At 68.7% G+C, this 14,327-nt stretch carries 12 protein-coding genes and 1 riboswitch; of the genes, 10 read left to right on the forward strand and 2 right to left on the reverse strand.

The genetic code is table 11. The annotated features are described in order from the left end of the window. Nucleotide 1 precedes the first annotated feature (1 nt). Nucleotides 2-1,378 carry an aminotransferase class V-fold PLP-dependent enzyme gene (locus tag AB0472_RS44140; protein ID WP_366365167.1) on the reverse strand — a complete coding sequence of 459 codons (1,377 nt, stop codon included), beginning with the start codon at nucleotides 1,376-1,378 and terminating at the stop codon, nucleotides 2-4. A gap of 301 nt (nucleotides 1,379-1,679) precedes the next feature. Between AB0472_RS44140 and coxB the strand changes: the two genes are divergently transcribed. From coxB to AB0472_RS44160, 4 genes are all read left to right on the forward strand, one after another. Continuing rightward, nucleotides 1,680-2,642: a cytochrome c oxidase subunit II gene (gene coxB / locus AB0472_RS44145; protein WP_366365169.1), complete on the forward strand. Its 963-nt coding sequence runs from the start codon at nucleotides 1,680-1,682 to the stop codon at nucleotides 2,640-2,642. Then, on the forward strand, nucleotides 2,639-4,372 hold the full coding sequence (ctaD, locus tag AB0472_RS44150; protein ID WP_366365170.1) for a cytochrome c oxidase subunit I: 1,734 nt from the start codon (nucleotides 2,639-2,641) through the stop codon (nucleotides 4,370-4,372). Before coxB ends, ctaD begins: the two co-directional genes overlap by 4 nt. Further along, nucleotides 4,369-4,767 (forward strand): cytochrome c oxidase subunit 4, encoded by a 399-nt coding sequence (locus AB0472_RS44155; protein ID WP_093503960.1) that lies wholly within the window; start codon nucleotides 4,369-4,371, stop codon nucleotides 4,765-4,767. Before ctaD ends, AB0472_RS44155 begins: the two co-directional genes overlap by 4 nt. A gap of 152 nt (nucleotides 4,768-4,919) precedes the next feature. Beyond that, nucleotides 4,920-6,182: an Ig-like domain-containing protein gene (locus AB0472_RS44160; protein ID WP_366365171.1), complete on the forward strand. Its 1,263-nt coding sequence runs from the start codon at nucleotides 4,920-4,922 to the stop codon at nucleotides 6,180-6,182. A 110-nt stretch (nucleotides 6,183-6,292) separates the two neighbouring features. On the opposite strand, the gene AB0472_RS44165 is transcribed toward AB0472_RS44160, so the two are convergent. Further along, complete coding sequence (locus tag AB0472_RS44165) at nucleotides 6,293-6,694, reverse strand: hypothetical protein (RefSeq protein WP_366365173.1); 402 nt, start codon at nucleotides 6,692-6,694, stop codon at nucleotides 6,293-6,295. 178 nt (nucleotides 6,695-6,872) lie between these two features. Here AB0472_RS44165 and AB0472_RS44170 point away from each other — a divergent pair, with 178 nt between their 5' ends. From AB0472_RS44170 to AB0472_RS44195, 6 genes are all read left to right on the forward strand, one after another. Further along, nucleotides 6,873-7,493 carry a heme-copper oxidase subunit III gene (locus tag AB0472_RS44170; protein ID WP_366365175.1) on the forward strand — a complete coding sequence of 207 codons (621 nt, stop codon included), beginning with the start codon at nucleotides 6,873-6,875 and terminating at the stop codon, nucleotides 7,491-7,493. A gap of 79 nt (nucleotides 7,494-7,572) precedes the next feature. Beyond that, nucleotides 7,573-8,385, forward strand: a complete 813-nt coding sequence (locus AB0472_RS44175) for a cytochrome c (RefSeq protein WP_366365177.1) — start codon at nucleotides 7,573-7,575, stop codon at nucleotides 8,383-8,385. Continuing rightward, nucleotides 8,382-9,443 carry a Rieske 2Fe-2S domain-containing protein gene (locus tag AB0472_RS44180; RefSeq protein WP_351954528.1) on the forward strand — a complete coding sequence of 354 codons (1,062 nt, stop codon included), beginning with the start codon at nucleotides 8,382-8,384 and terminating at the stop codon, nucleotides 9,441-9,443. Before AB0472_RS44175 ends, AB0472_RS44180 begins: the two co-directional genes overlap by 4 nt. After that, nucleotides 9,440-11,080: a cytochrome bc complex cytochrome b subunit gene (locus AB0472_RS44185; protein ID WP_366365178.1), complete on the forward strand. Its 1,641-nt coding sequence runs from the start codon at nucleotides 9,440-9,442 to the stop codon at nucleotides 11,078-11,080. Before AB0472_RS44180 ends, AB0472_RS44185 begins: the two co-directional genes overlap by 4 nt. Nucleotides 11,081-11,213: 133 nt before the next feature. Beyond that, a complete protein-coding gene (trpD, locus tag AB0472_RS44190; RefSeq protein WP_366365179.1) occupies nucleotides 11,214-12,302 on the forward strand; it encodes an anthranilate phosphoribosyltransferase in 1,089 nt (362 codons plus the stop codon). 285 nt (nucleotides 12,303-12,587) lie between these two features. Continuing rightward, nucleotides 12,588-12,704: riboswitch (SAM riboswitch) on the forward strand. 160 nt (nucleotides 12,705-12,864) lie between these two features. Next, a complete protein-coding gene (locus AB0472_RS44195; protein ID WP_366365180.1) occupies nucleotides 12,865-14,226 on the forward strand; it encodes an aminotransferase class V-fold PLP-dependent enzyme in 1,362 nt (453 codons plus the stop codon). Nucleotides 14,227-14,327 lie beyond the last annotated feature (101 nt).

Raw genomic sequence — 14,327 nt, forward strand, 5'->3', positions numbered from 1 at the left:
CTCAGGTGAGCCGGCGTACCGAGTAGGCCGTTCCCTTTTCGGCCGGCTCCTCGCCTACGTACTCCTGGTCGCGCATCTCGCACCACGCGGGGATGTCCAGCCTCGCCGCCTCGTCGTCGGACAGGACCCGCACCCTGCCGCCCACCGGCACGGTGCCGATGACCTTCGCCAGTTCGATGACGGGGATCGGGCAGCGCTTCCCGAGGGCGTCCACCACCAGGACGTCCTCCTGTACGGTCGCCGCCGGTACCGGCGCGCCCAGCTTCTCCCGCACCCCCGCCACCACCCCCGGCAGCACGTCCAGGAACCGCTCCACGTCTTCCTCGGCCGCCCCCGCCGGCAGCGACACCCGCACGTTCCCCTCGCTGAGCACGCCCATCGCCTTGAGCACATGGCTCGGCGTCAGGGTGCTGCTCGTGCAGGACGATCCCGAGGACACCGCGAAGCCCGCCCGGTCCAGCTCGTGCAGCAATGTCTCCCCGTCGACATAGAGACAGGAGAAGGTGACGATCCCGGGCAGTCGCCGCTCCGGTTCCCCCACCACCTCCACGTCGGGCACCAACTCCGGTACCCGCGCCCGGATCCGCGCCGTCAGCTCCCGCAGCCGGACGGCCTCCCGCCCGGCCTCCGTCCGCACGGCCCGCAGCGAGGCGGCCGCCGCGACGATCGCCGGCAGGTTCTCGAAGCCGGGCGCCCGCCCCGACTCCCGCTCGTCCGACGCCCCTTGGACGGCGAACCGGACCCCCTTGCGAACGACCAGCAACCCGACACCGCTCGGCCCGCCCCATTTGTGCGCACTCGCCGTCAGCAGCGACCAGCCGCCCTCGACCCGCCCCCACCCCAGCGACTGCGCCGCGTCCACCAGCAACGGCACCCCGGCCGCCCGGCACGCCTCGGCGACGGCCGCCACCGGCTGTTCCGTGCCGACCTCGTGGTTGGCCGACTGGAGGCAGGCGAGCGCGGTGTCGGGGCGGAGCGCGGCCTCGTAGGCGCCTGCCTCCACCGCGCCGGTCCGCAGCACCGGCACCCGCGTCACCTGTCCACCCTCCGCCTCGAACGCCTCGGCCGAATGGAGTACCGAGGAGTGTTCGACGGCTGACACGATCAGGTGACGTCCGGTCCGGCGGCGACCGGCCAACGCCCCCGCGATGCCGGTGTGGACGGCCCGTGTCCCGGACGGGGTGAACGTCAGCTCGTCCGCCCGGCACCCGACCGCCTCGGCGGCCGCCTCCCGAGCGGCGTCCAGCAGCATCCGCGCCTTCCGCCCCTCCCGGTAGAGACGAGAGGGGTCGGCCCACCCGTCGTCCAGAGCGGCCAGCAACGCCTGACGGGCGACGGGGTGAAGTGGGACAGCGGACGCAGCGTCAAAGTAGGACACAGGGCAACGGTAAAGCGTCCCCCAGGACAGTCGACGCAAGGGGCGCGGAGAACGGCGCGACCAGCCTCCACCCACCTGCACGCGCGCACGAAACCCCACCAACCCGAGCTATTGGGCGCCCATTCCCACCCCAACCGAGTGACAGGCGACGCGTATGCCCCCCTCCCCGCGAACCCCCGAAGGGCGTCGGCTAGGGTTTGGTCCGCATAAACATCCAAACCCCTGCCCGACGCAGGGCGGCGACCGACCAGCGAGAAGGCCGCAGCCGACCGCGCGGGCGAGACTCTCGGGAAGGCGCTACGTGAGTCCCAACGGCTCCGACCGCTCGCCGCGGCGCCCGATGCGGCGGAAGCTGCTGCAGGCAATGACCGCGGGCCTGGTCCTGGTATCCGCTACCGGATGCACATACAAGGACTTCCCCCGCCTTGGTATGCCCACCCCGACCACGGAAGAGGCTCCGCGGATCCTCTCCCTGTGGCAGGGCTCCTGGGCCGCCGCGCTCGCCGTCGGCGTGCTGGTGTGGGGTCTGATCATCTGGAGCGCCATCTTCCACCGGCGCAGCCGCACCAAGATCGAAGTCCCGGCCCAGACCCGGTACAACATGCCGATCGAGGCCCTGTACACGGTGGTGCCGCTCATCATCGTCTCGGTGCTGTTCTACTTCACGGCGCGCGACGAGACGAAGCTGCTCAGCCTCACCGACAAGAAGCCGGACGTCACGGTCAACGTCGTCGGCTTCCAGTGGAGCTGGGGCTTCAACTACATCACGCCCGTCGACGGTGTCACCGGCGACGCGAAGACCGACGCGAACCTGGTGGCCATCCCGGACCGGTTCAAGAAGGAATTCCCGGCCGCCGCCGGCGGTGTCTACGACGTCGGCACGCCGGGCACGAAGAACCCGCAGACCGGCAACCCCGGTCCGACGCTGTGGCTCCCCAAGGGGGAGACCGTCCGCTTCGTCCTCACCTCGCGTGACGTCATCCACTCCTTCTGGGTGGTGCCGTTCCTGATGAAGATGGACGTCATCCCGGGCCACACCAACGCGTTCCAGGTGACTCCGAACCAGGAGGGCACCTTCCTCGGCAAGTGCGCCGAGCTCTGCGGCGTCGACCACTCCCGGATGCTGTTCAACGTGAAGGTCGTCTCGCCCGAGCGCTACCAGCAGCACCTCAAGGACCTCGCCAAGAAGGGGCAGACCGGTTACATTCCCGCCGGCATCGCGCAGACGAGCCACGAGAAGAACCGGGAGACGAACAACCTGTGAGCATCCTCAACGAACCCCAGGGTGCCGCGGCAGCTGACGGCTCTTACACAGATGAGCTGCCGGTCAGGCGCAAGCAGCCCGGCAACGTGGTCATCAAGTGGCTCACCACCACCGACCACAAGACCATCGGAACGCTGTATCTGGTCACGTCGTTCGCGTTCTTCCTGATCGGCGGTGTGATGGCGCTGCTGATGCGCGCCGAGCTCGCTCGCCCCGGTCTGCAGATCATGTCGAACGAGCAGTTCAACCAGGCGTTCACGATGCACGGCACGATCATGCTGCTGATGTTCGCGACGCCGCTGTTCGCCGGCTTCACGAACTGGATCATGCCGCTCCAGATCGGTGCTCCCGACGTCGCGTTCCCGCGGCTGAACATGTTCGCCTACTGGCTCTACCTGTTCGGCTCGACCATCGCGGTCGGCGGCTTCCTCACCCCGCAGGGTGCCGCGGACTTCGGCTGGTTCGCCTACTCCCCGCTGTCGGACGCGGTCCGCTCGCCGGGCATCGGCGCCGACATGTGGATCATGGGTCTGGCCTTCTCCGGCTTCGGCACCATCCTCGGCGCGGTCAACTTCATCACCACGATCATCTGCATGCGTGCGCCGGGCATGACCATGTTCCGCATGCCGATCTTCGTGTGGAACGTGCTGCTGACCGCCGTCCTGGTCCTGCTCGCCTTCCCCGTGCTCGCCGCCGCGCTGTTCGCGCTGGAGGCGGATCGGAAATTCGGGGCACATGTCTTCGACGCGGCGAACGGCGGAGCGCTGCTCTGGCAACACCTCTTCTGGTTCTTCGGCCACCCAGAGGTGTACATCATCGCCCTGCCGTTCTTCGGCATCATCTCCGAGGTCATCCCGGTCTTCTCCCGCAAGCCGATGTTCGGCTACATGGGTCTGGTGGCCGCGACCATCTCGATCGCCGGTCTGTCCGTGACCGTGTGGGCGCACCACATGTACGTCACCGGCGGTGTGCTGCTGCCGTTCTTCTCGTTCATGACCTTCCTGATCGCGGTCCCGACCGGTGTGAAGTTCTTCAACTGGATCGGCACCATGTGGAAGGGCTCGCTGTCCTTCGAGACACCGATGCTCTGGGCGACCGGCTTCCTGATCACCTTCACCTTCGGTGGTCTGACCGGTGTCATCCTGGCCTCGCCGCCGATGGACTTCCACGTCTCCGACTCGTACTTCGTCGTCGCCCACTTCCACTACGTGGTCTTCGGTACGGTCGTCTTCGCGATGTTCTCCGGCTTCCACTTCTGGTGGCCGAAGATGACCGGCAAGATGCTCGACGAGCGGCTCGGGAAGATCACCTTCTGGACGCTGTTCATCGGCTTCCACGGCACCTTCCTGGTCCAGCACTGGCTGGGCGCCGAGGGCATGCCCCGCCGGTACGCCGACTACCTGGCGGCCGACGGCTTCACCACGCTGAACACGATCTCGTCGATCAGCTCCTTCCTGCTCGGCCTGTCGATCCTGCCGTTCCTCTACAACGTGTGGAAGACGGCCAAGTACGGCAAGCCGGTCGGCGTCGACGACCCGTGGGGGTACGGCCGTTCGCTGGAGTGGGCGACCTCCTGCCCGCCGCCGCGGCACAACTTCGTCACCCTGCCGCGGATCCGCAGCGAATCGCCGGCGTTCGACCTGCACCACCCTGAGATCGCCGCCCTGGAGCAGCTGGAGCACGGTCAGGCCGTTGCCGCTGTCGCGGGCAGCAAGGAGGCCGGCAAGTGAAGATCCAGGGCCGCATGTTCGTGTGGCTGAGTGTCTTCGTCCTCGTCATCGCGATCGTCTATGGCGTGTGGTCGAAGGAACCGGCCGGTACCACGGCGCTCTTCCTGGCCTTCGGCCTGTGCATCATGATCGGCTTCTACCTGGGCTTCACCGCCTCGCGTGTCGACGCGGGCGCCCAGGACAACAAGGAGGCCGACGTCGCGGACGAGGCCGGCGAGATCGGCTTCTTCAGCCCGCACAGCTGGCAGCCGCTCGCCCTCGGTGTCGGCGGCGCGCTGGCCTTCCTCGGCGTTGCCGTCGGCTGGTGGCTGCTGTACTTCTCGGCACCCATCATCATGATCGGCCTCTTCGGCTGGGTGTTCGAGTACTACCGCGGTGAGAACCGCACCCAGTAAGTACGCACCACGCACACCGGGAGCCCGGATCCTCCGTCAGGAGGGTCCGGGCTCCCGCCGTCTCCAGCCTGTTCGCGCCATCGGCGCAGCACCCCTCACCCGTCCGGGCCAACTGCCGCGCCGGTCCGGAAAACATCTCATAGCGTGACAGTATGAGTCACTCTCCGTGCGCCCGTACCGTCGTCAGCTGCGCCCTGCTGGTGATCGCCTTCGGAGCGGGCGTCACCGCCTGCGGTTCGGACGGCAACCCCCTCGCGGACAAGCCGTACGACGCGGCGGACCAGATCTCCTTCAACACGCCCACCGGGACGGGGAAGCGGGCCGACCCCGACAAGCCCCTGGAGGTCGTCGCCAAGAGCGACGAGGACCGCATCACGGACGTCACGGCCCAGGACGCCACCGGCCGCTTCGTGGCGGGCGAACTCGACGCCGACGGCCGCCGCTGGCACAGCACCTCCCCGCTGGCCGCCAACGCCCACTACACGGTCCAGGTCAGCACCGAGGACCAGAACGGCGCACCCGGCCGCAAGACCCTCGCCTTCGACACCAGCACACCCACCACCCGGCAACGGCTGAAGATCACCTTCGGCCCCAAGGCCGGCGAGTACGGCGTGGGCCAGCCGGTCACCGCCCAACTCGACCACGGCATCAAGGACAAGGTCCAGCGCGCCATTGTCGAGCGCGCCCTCAGGGTCGATTCCGTACCGGCCGCGGCGGGCTCCTGGTACTGGGTGAGCGACAAGGAACTCCACTACCGGCCCAAGGAGTACTGGCCCGCCCACGCCACCATCCAGGTGCACAGCAACCTGGACGGCATCCGGATCAGCGACCGCCTGTGGGGCGGCCCGGCCACCCCGCTCAAGATCACCACGGGTGCCAAGCTGCTCGCCGTCACGGACGCCGCCGCCCACCAGATGACGGTCTACAAGGACGACAAGGCCATCAACCAGATCCCCATCACCACCGGCAAACCGGGCTTCGAGACCCGCAACGGCGTCAAGGTCGTCCTGGAGAAGCAGTACTTCGTACGCATGCGCGGCACCACGGTCGGCATCGCCGAGGGCACCTCGGACTCGTACGACCTGCCGGTCTACTACGCCACCCGCGTCACCTGGTCGGGCGAGTACGTGCACGCCGCGCCCTGGTCGGTGGGCTCCCAGGGGTACGAGAACGTCAGCCACGGCTGCACCGGCATGAGCACCTCGAACGCCGAGTGGTTCTTCGACACCTTCCACCCGGGCGACCTGGTGAAGGTCGTCAACTCCAACGGCAAGACGATGGAGAACTTCGGCAACGGTTTCGGTGACTGGAATCTCACCTGGCAGAACTGGCGCAAGGGCAGCGCCCTCGCCGACAGCACCCCGGACGGCCAGAACCCGCAGGACGCGGCACGTCTGCAGCCGACGTCAGTGTGACGCGCCCCAAGGGGGCGCGGGGCGGTAGCCGACATGCGGCTACCGCCGCGTGGGCGCGAACGGCCCCGACCGGGCCGCAGCCGCGCGCGAGAGCCGCGCCCCGCCGTCCCCTAGGCGCTCTGCAGCCTCTTCTGCCGCAGCAGCGACGCCAGGGCGCCCGCGAACTCCACCGGCTCCACAGGCAGCGTCACAGCCGCGTCCGCCCGGCTCCACGTGGCCAGCCACGCGTCCTGCGGCCGCCCGATGAGCAGCAGCACCGGCGGGCAGTTGAACACCTCGTCCTTGATCTGCCGGCACATGCCCATGCCCCCCATCGGCACGGCCTCGCCGTCCAGGACACACACGTCGATGCCGCCCCTGTCCAGCTCGGCGAGGACCGCCGCGGGCGTGGCGCACTCCACGAACTCGACGAACGGCACATCGGGAGCCGGCCGCCGGCCGGCGGCGAGCCGCACCTGCTCGCGGGTGTTGGAATCGTCGCTGTAGACCAGCACCGTGGCGGTCGGCTGCATTGTTCCTCCGAGACGTCAGCGTCGTACGGACAGGACCGATGCGCCGGATGCTACTCCCCTGAACACCTCGTCAACACCTGTTGGAACACCGCTTCGATGGGCCATCCGGGCACTACACAGGGGGCGGACACTCCGAACGGCACCCCCCGGAGTGAGCGCGAGATAAGCGACCGACATAATGTCGGTCGTGGCGACAGCAACGACAGTAGATACCGGGCACGCGCACCCGTCGGTCAACAGGCCGAACCTCACCAGCGTCGGAACCATCATCTGGCTGAGTTCCGAGCTGATGTTCTTCGCGGCCCTCTTCGCGATGTACTTCACCCTGCGATCGGTGACCGGCGAGGCTCACTGGAAGGAGATGGCGAGTCACCTCGACATCCCCTTCTCGGCGACCAACACCACGATCCTGGTGCTCTCCTCCCTCACCTGCCAGCTCGGCGTGTTCGCCGCGGAGCGCGGGGACGTGAAGAAGCTCCGGGGCTGGTTCATCGTCACCTTCATCATGGGTGCGATCTTCATCGGCGGTCAGATCTTCGAGTACACGAACCTGGTCAAGGAGGACGGCATCTCGCTCTCCTCCGACCCGTACGGTTCGGTGTTCTACCTGACCACCGGGTTCCACGGCATGCACGTGACGGGCGGCCTCATCGCCTTCCTGTTCGTCCTGGGGCGTACCTACGCGGCGAAGAGGTTCACGCACGAGCAGGCGACCGCGGCCATCGTCGTGTCCTACTACTGGCACTTCGTCGATGTCGTCTGGATCGGCCTCTTCGCCACGATCTACCTGATCAAGTAGCCGGGCCGGCACCACGCGCGCCGTAGAAGCGCACTTTCCAGAAGCATCGACGCAGAAGATCCTGACACCGGGGTAATCCGTGAAAAAGCTCTCCGCACGACGACGCCATCCGTTGGCGGCGGTCGTCGTCCTACTCCTCGCGCTGGCATGCACAGGGGGGCTGTACGCCGCGTTCGCACCCGCGGGCAAGGCGCAGGCCGATGAAACATCCCAGTCCCTGACCATCGAGGAGGGCAAGAAGCTCTACTCGGTCGGTTGCGCCAGCTGCCACGGCACCGGCGGTCAGGGTTCGTCCGACGGCCCCAGCCTGGTGGGCGTGGGCGCCGCGGCCGTCGACTTCCAGGTCGGCACCGGCCGTATGCCGGCCGCCACCTCGCAGGGCCCGCAGGTCGTCAAGAAGAAGAACATCTACACCCAGGCCCAGATCGACCAGCTCGCGGCGTACGTCGCCTCGCTGGGCGCCGGTCCCGAGGTCCCGACCTCGGAGCAGTACGGCCCGGACGGTGCCGACATCGCCAAGGGTGGCGAGCTCTTCCGCACCAACTGCGCGCAGTGCCACAACTTCGTGGGCTCGGGCGGTGCGCTGACCAAGGGCAAGTTCGCCCCGAGCCTTGAGGGCGTCGCACCGAAGCACATCTACGAGGCCATGCAGACGGGCCCGCAGAACATGCCGTCCTTCCCCGACACCACGCTGACGGAGAAGAACAAGAAGGACATCATCGCGTACCTGAACGCGGTCAACAGCAGCAACACGGAGAACCCCGGCGGTCTCAACCTGGGCGGCCTCGGGCCGGTCAGCGAGGGTCTGTTCGCCTGGATCTTCGGTCTCGGTGCACTGATCGCGGTCGCCGTCTGGGTCGCCGCTCGGACCGCAAAGGCCAAGAAGTCATGAGTAGCCAAGACATTCCAGAAGAGAACCTGCCTGCTGAGCAGGACCACCACGCGCACGGCGCCGTGAGCGTCGCGGACGAGAAGGACCCCTTCTCGGACCCGGGTCTGCCGCCGCACGAGCACCGGATCCAGGACATCGACGAGCGGGCCGCCAAGCGGTCCGAGCGCGTCGTGGCCATGCTGTTCACGGTGTCGATGCTGGCCACCGTCGGCTTCATCGCCTCCTACGTGACGATCCCCAAAGACAAGTCGATCTTCGTCTTCCCGATCGGTCACATCAGCGCGCTGAACTTCGCCCTGGGCCTCACCCTCGGCGCCGCGCTGTTCTGCATCGGCGCGGGCGCGGTCCACTGGGCCCGCACCCTGATGTCCGACGTGGAGGTCGCCGACGAGCGCCACGCCATCTCGGCCCCGCCGGAGGTCAAGGCCAAGGTCCTGGCCGACTTCAAGCAGGGCGCGAAGGAATCGGCGATCGGCCGGCGCAAGCTGATCCGCACCACCATGTTCGGCGCGCTGACCCTGGTCCCGCTCTCCGGCGTCGTGCTGCTGCGCGACCTCGGCCCGCTGCCCGGCACCTCGCTGCGCCACACGGCGTGGTCGAAGGGCAAGCTGCTCGTCAACATGAACACCAACGAGCCGCTGCGTCCCTCCGACGTCGCCGTCGGCTCGCTGACCTTCGCCAAGCCCGAGGGCGTCGAGGAGTCCCAGGAGGACTTCCAGAACGTGATGGCGAAGGCGGCCCTGATGATCATCCGGCTGCAGCCGGACAACATCAAGGACAAGCGCGAGCTGGAGTGGTCGCACGAGGGCATCGTCGCCTTCTCGAAGATCTGCACCCACGTGGGCTGCCCGATCTCGCTGTACGAGCAGCAGACCCACCACGTGCTCTGCCCGTGCCACCAGTCCACCTTCGACCTCTCCGACGGAGCCCGAGTGATCTTCGGCCCGGCCGGTCACGCCCTGCCGCAGCTGCGCATCGGCGTGAGCGAGGAGGGCTACCTCCAGGCGCTCGGCGACTTCGACGAGCCCGTCGGTCCTGCCTTCTGGGAGCGCGGATGAGCATCAACGAGAACTCCGAGTCCCGCGCCGAGCGCGGGAAGGCACCGGCCGGCGAGCGCGTCGCCGACTGGGCCGACGGACGGCTCGGGATCTACTCCCTGGCCAAGTCCAACATGCGCAAGATCTTCCCCGACCACTGGTCGTTCATGTTGGGCGAAGTGTGCATGTACAGCTTCATCATCATCATCCTCACGGGTGTGTACCTGACGCTGTTCTTCCACCCGTCGATGAACGAGGTGGTGTACCACGGCAGCTACGTCCCGCTCCAGGGACAGATGATGTCCGAGGCGTTCAGCTCGACCCTGCACATCTCCTTCGACGTGCGCGGTGGTCTGCTCATCCGGCAGATCCACCACTGGGCCGCGCTGATCTTCCTCGCCGGCATGTTCGTGCACATGATGCGCGTGTTCTTCACCGGCGCGTTCCGCAAGCCGCGTGAGATCAACTGGCTGTTCGGCTTCCTGCTGTTCGTCCTGGGCATGTTCACCGGCTTCACCGGTTACTCGCTCCCGGACGACCTGCTCTCCGGCACCGGTGTCCGCTTCACCGAGGGCGCCATCCTGTCGATGCCGATCGTCGGCACGTACATCTCGTACTTCCTCTTCGGCGGCGAGTTCCCCGGCCACGACTTCGTGGGGCGGTTCTACTCGATCCACATCCTGCTGCTGCCGGGCATCATGCTCGGCCTGATGGTGGGCCACCTGATCCTGGTCTTCTACCACAAGCACACGCAGTTCGCGGGTCCCGGAAAGTCCGAGAAGAACGTCGTCGGCATGCCGCTGCTGCCGGTCTACATGGCCAAGGCCGGAGGCTTCTTCTTCCTGGTCTTCGGTGTCATCGCGGCCATCGCGGCGACCACCCAGATCAACCCGATCTGGGCGATGGGCCCCTACCGTCCGGACCAGGTGTCCACCGGCGCCCAGCCCGACTGGTACATGGGCTTCGCCGAGGGCCTCATCCGCTACATGCCCGGCTGGGAGATCAACTTCTGGGGCCACACCCTGGTCCTGGGCGTCTTCATCCCGCTGGTCCTGTTCGGCCTGGTCCTGGGCGCGATCGCGGTCTACCCGTTCATCGAGTCCTGGGTCACCGGCGACAAGAGCGAGCACCACATCCTGGACCGCCCGCGCAACGCCCCGACCCGCACCGCCTTCGGTGTCGCCTGGGTGACGGTGTACATGGTGGGTCTGATCGGTGGTGGCAACGACCTCATCGCCACCCACTTCCACCTGTCGATCAACGACGTGACCTGGTTCGTCCGGATCTTCTTCTTCGCCGGACCGGTGATCGCGTTCATCGCCACCAAGCGGATCTGCATGGGCCTGCAGCGCCGGGACCGCGAGAAGGTGCTGCACGGCCGCGAGACCGGCATCATCAAGCGGCTGCCGCACGGTGAGTTCATCGAGGTCCACGAGCCGCTCTCGCAGGAGCAGCTGCACACCCTCACGGCGCACCACCAGTACGAGCCGGCCCAGGTCGGCCCGGCGGTCGACGAGAACGGTGTCGAGCGCAAGATCAAGGGCTCCGAGAAGCTCCGCGCCAAGCTGAGCAACGCCTACTACGGCGAGGACAACCAGATCCCGAAGCCGACTGTCGAGGAGTACAAGGAGATCACGAGCGGCCACGGCCACCACTGATCGACCGCGTCGCCACGCCACGGTCGAAGGGCCCCCGTCCGGTGTACGGACGGGGGCCCTTCGCCGTGCTCCGGGCTGGATAGGGTGGGTCCGAGAACCTCTTTCCCCCCGTACGACGATCAGGAGCGGCCCTATGAGCGCTGTGACCCCCGCTGGAGGCGACACCGCGGCGGGCCGTTCCTGGCCCGGGGTACTGAACGCGCTGCTGTACGGCCAGGACCAGAGCTCCGACGCGACCGCCTGGGCGATGGACCAGATCATGCGCGGCCAGGCCACCGACGCCCAGATCGCGGGCTTCGTCGTCGCCCTGCGGGCCAAGGGCGAGACCGTCGAGGAGATCAACGGCCTCGTCAGCGCGATGTACGAGCACGCCAACGTCATCGAGGTGCCGGGGCGCACCGTCGACATCGTCGGCACCGGCGGCGACGGCGCGAAGACGGTGAACATCTCCACGATGTCGGCGCTCGTGGTGGCCGGCACCGGCGCGAAGGTCGTCAAGCACGGCAACCGGGCGGCCTCCTCCGCGTCCGGGGCCTCCGACGTCCTGGAGAAGCTCGGCGTCAACCTCGACCTGACCCCGCGGCGGGTCGCCGAGGTCGCCGAGGAGGCCGGTATCACCTTCTGCTTCGCGATCAAGTTCCACCCGGCGCTCCGGTACGCGGGTGCCGCCCGCGGCCAGCTGGGCATCCGCACGGTCTTCAACATCCTCGGCCCGCTGACCAACCCGGCACGGGTCCGCGCCCAGGCGGTCGGCGTCGCCGACCCCCGGATGGCTCCCGTCGTCGCGGGCGTCTTCGCCGAACGCGGCCACTCCTCCCTCGTCTTCCGCGGCGACGACGGCCTCGACGAACTGACGACGACCGCCACGTCCCGGGTCTGGATCGTCCGCGACGGCAAGGTCACGGAGGAGACCTTCGACCCCCGTGACGTCGGTATCGACCTGGTCCCCGTGGCGGCGCTGCGGGGCGGTGACCCGTCGTACAACGCGGAGGTCGCCCGCAGGCTGCTGGACGGCGAGCAGGGCCCGGTACGGGACGCGGTGCTGCTGAACTCGGCGGCGGCCCTGGTGGCCCTGGACCCGGGCACCGGGACACTCGCCGAGCAGATCCGCGCGGCCATGGCCAAGGCGAGGGAGTCGGTCGACTCGGGCGCGGCCAAGCGGGTCCTGGAACGCTGGGCAGCGGCGACGAACAGGCAGGCACCGCGCGGTCAGAAGGGCTGAGGCGCGGCGCGGCACGGCACCGCCGGACCGCGCCGCCGCGGCTGATCGCCGCCGGGTTCGGAAGGAGTGTGAGCGGCGGTGCCCGACGCCACGCGGGAGGACCCGCCGCCGCTTCCTCCTTCCGTCGCGCCTTGCCGGTCTCTTCCGCCGACCGGTCATGTTTTTCCGTGTCAGCGGCGGACAGCCACACCGGCCGCCCCGGCGGTGCGGCGCCGTGCCTGCGCTCGTCCCGTCATCCGGACAGGAGTTGCGCGTCGGCGATCACCTCACCTAGGTTTCTTCGCAGGTCATGAGTGACAGTCATGAGGCCCCGGCCGACTGTCCGGCAACCCTCCGTCCGTGGCGGGGTGCCCCGGGTGAAGACCAGGCCGTGGGCAGCGAGGTCCACGGCAAGCGCGGACCCCTCGTACACCAGGGGTCCTGGTCGTCGAGGAGTCTCCCGTGAGCAAGCGAATGCGATAGGGCCGCAGAGCCCCGCCTCCGCATCCCCCTTTTCCCCTGCCGCTGCTTGAGCGCGTCCGCTCGCACGGCGGATCTCACCTGCTCACACGGGAGTTCACCCATGTCCGTCTCCACCGCTGCCCCCGCCCAGTCCGTCTGTGCCCCGCTGCCCGTTCTGGGGCGGGATGTCACCGTCCCGCTCGTCACCGGCGGCGAGGTCACCTACGCCGCCCTCGACTACGCGGCCAGCGCCCCCGCCCTCCAGCGGGTCTGGGACGACGTCGCGGCCTATGCGCCCTACTACGGCAGCGTCCACCGCGGCGCCGGCTACCTCTCCCAGCTCTCCACCGACCTCTTCGAGAACGCCCGCCGGACCGTCGCCGAGTTCCTCGACTGCCGCCCCGACGACCAGCTGGTCTTCACCCGCTCGACGACGGACTCCCTGAACCTCCTGGCCCGCGCCCTCCCCGCCGGCTGCCAGGTCTTCGTCTTCGAGACCGAGCACCACGCCTCCCTGCTGCCCTGGCAGGACGCCCGCGTCACCTACCTCGACGCCCCCCGCACCCCGCGCCAGGCCGTCGAGACCCTGGAACGCGCCCTCGCCGACCGCGACCCCCACGGCCCGGCCCTGGTCTGTGTCACCGGCGCCTCCAACGTCACCGGCGAGCTGTGGCCGGTACGGGAGCTCGCGGCCGCCGCGCACGCGCACGGCGCCCGGATCGTCCTGGACGCCGCGCAGCTGGCCCCGCACCACCCCGTCTCCGTCCGCGACCTGGACGTCGACTGGGTCGCCTTCTCCGGCCACAAGCTCTACGCCCCCTTCGGCTCCGGCGTGCTGGCCGGCCGCGCCGACTGGCTGCAGGCGGCCGAGCCGTACCTCGCGGGCGGCGGCGCCAGCCGCAGGGTCACCCGGCGCGAGGACGGGGGAGTGGCCGTGGAGTGGCACGAGAGCGCGGCGCGGCACGAGGCAGGGTCGCCCAACGTCATCGGCGCCTACTCCATCGCCGCCGCCTGCAAGGCGCTCACCGAGGCCGGCTTCGACACGCTGGTCGCCCGCGAGCAGTACCTGATCGAGAAGGTGCGGGCCGGGCTGGCCGAGGTCCCCGAGGTCCGGGTGCTCTCGCTCTTCGGCGACGACGCCCCCCGGGTCGGCGTGATCAGCTTCGTGGTGGAGGGCTGGAACAGCTCCCACTTCGCCGCCGCCCTCTCCGCCGAGTACGGCATCGGCGTCCGCGACGGCCTCTTCTGCGCCCACCCGCTGGTCAGGACCCTGCTGGGCACCGACCCGCAGACCCAGGGCGAGTGCGGGGCGCCGGAGGCGGCGCCGGGCGAGAAGTCCCTCAACGCCATCCGGGTGAGCTTCGGGGCGGGGACGCCGGACGAGCACGTGGAGCGCTTCGCGAACGCCGTGAGGGAACTGGTCGCCGACGGTGCCAAGTGGGCCTACCGCACGGAAGAAGGCCGCTGCGTCCCGGCGGTGTGATCCAGACCGACCTCACGGGCAGTTCCCCGCACGGGGCGCGGTGCCCTGCTCGATGTAGTTGCGGGAGGCGTCGTAGATGAACGCCACCGGCGCGTCGGCCT

Origin of the sequence: Streptomyces sp. NPDC086777 (assembly GCF_040702065.1) — a bacterium.
Classification (GTDB): Bacteria; Actinomycetota; Actinomycetes; order Streptomycetales; family Streptomycetaceae; genus Streptomyces.

Coding starts and splice junctions, on each gene's coding strand:
- AB0472_RS44160 (WP_366365171.1), top strand. CDS start 4,920: ATGAGTCACTCTCCGTGCGCCCGTACCGTCGTCAGCTGCGCCCTGCTG.
- AB0472_RS44165 (WP_366365173.1), bottom strand. CDS start 6,694: ATGCAGCCGACCGCCACGGTGCTGGTCTACAGCGACGATTCCAACACC.
- AB0472_RS44170 (WP_366365175.1), top strand. CDS start 6,873: ATGTCGGTCGTGGCGACAGCAACGACAGTAGATACCGGGCACGCGCAC.
- AB0472_RS44180 (WP_351954528.1), top strand. CDS start 8,382: ATGAGTAGCCAAGACATTCCAGAAGAGAACCTGCCTGCTGAGCAGGAC.
- AB0472_RS44185 (WP_366365178.1), top strand. CDS start 9,440: ATGAGCATCAACGAGAACTCCGAGTCCCGCGCCGAGCGCGGGAAGGCA.
- trpD (WP_366365179.1), top strand. CDS start 11,214: ATGAGCGCTGTGACCCCCGCTGGAGGCGACACCGCGGCGGGCCGTTCC.
- AB0472_RS44195 (WP_366365180.1), top strand. CDS start 12,865: ATGTCCGTCTCCACCGCTGCCCCCGCCCAGTCCGTCTGTGCCCCGCTG.